We start from the raw sequence: 564 nt of genomic DNA on the forward strand, positions 1-564 counted from the left end.
CAGTAAGTTCTGTTGGGGTGATGAGGCCATTGGCATTTGCATCGATCAGTGCTTGTTCTGCCGCAGCGTATGCTGCTTCTGCTGCCTCTACTGCTGCTTCGGCATCTGCCAATACTTGTTCGTACTCATCTGCTACGCCATCTTCGTTTTCATCATTTACTGTTGGTAAGGTGATGTCGACTAGATCATCTAAGCGTGCATCCAGTGCGTCTTTGTCTGCTCCTTCTGGAAGTGCATCAACTTTCGATTGTGCATCTTCTTTAGCAGCAAGCGCATCATCACGTGCTTGAATCAGCTCAGTAAGTTCTGTTGGGGTGATGAGGCCATTGGCATTTGCATCGATCAGTGCTTGTTCTGCCGCAGCGTATGCTGCTTCTGCTGCCTCTACTGCTGCTTCGGCATCTGCCAATACTTGTTCGTACTCATCTGCTACGCCATCTTCGTTTTCATCATTTACTGTTGGTAAGGTGATGTCGACTAGATCATCTAAGCGTGCATCCAATGCGTCTTTGTCTGCTCCTTCTGGAAGTGCATCAACTTTCGCTTGTGCATCTTCTTTAGCAG

The 564-nt window shown here is 48.0% G+C and carries 1 protein-coding gene; it reads right to left on the bottom strand.

Translation table 11 applies throughout. From position 1 onward, the window contains the following. Positions 1-564, bottom strand: a 564-nt coding sequence (locus AC1M84_RS14260) for a GA-like domain-containing protein (RefSeq protein ID WP_481595233.1), incomplete at both ends; no start/stop codon positions are given.

This window comes from Acinetobacter sp. 24-47-66 (assembly GCF_056779755.1).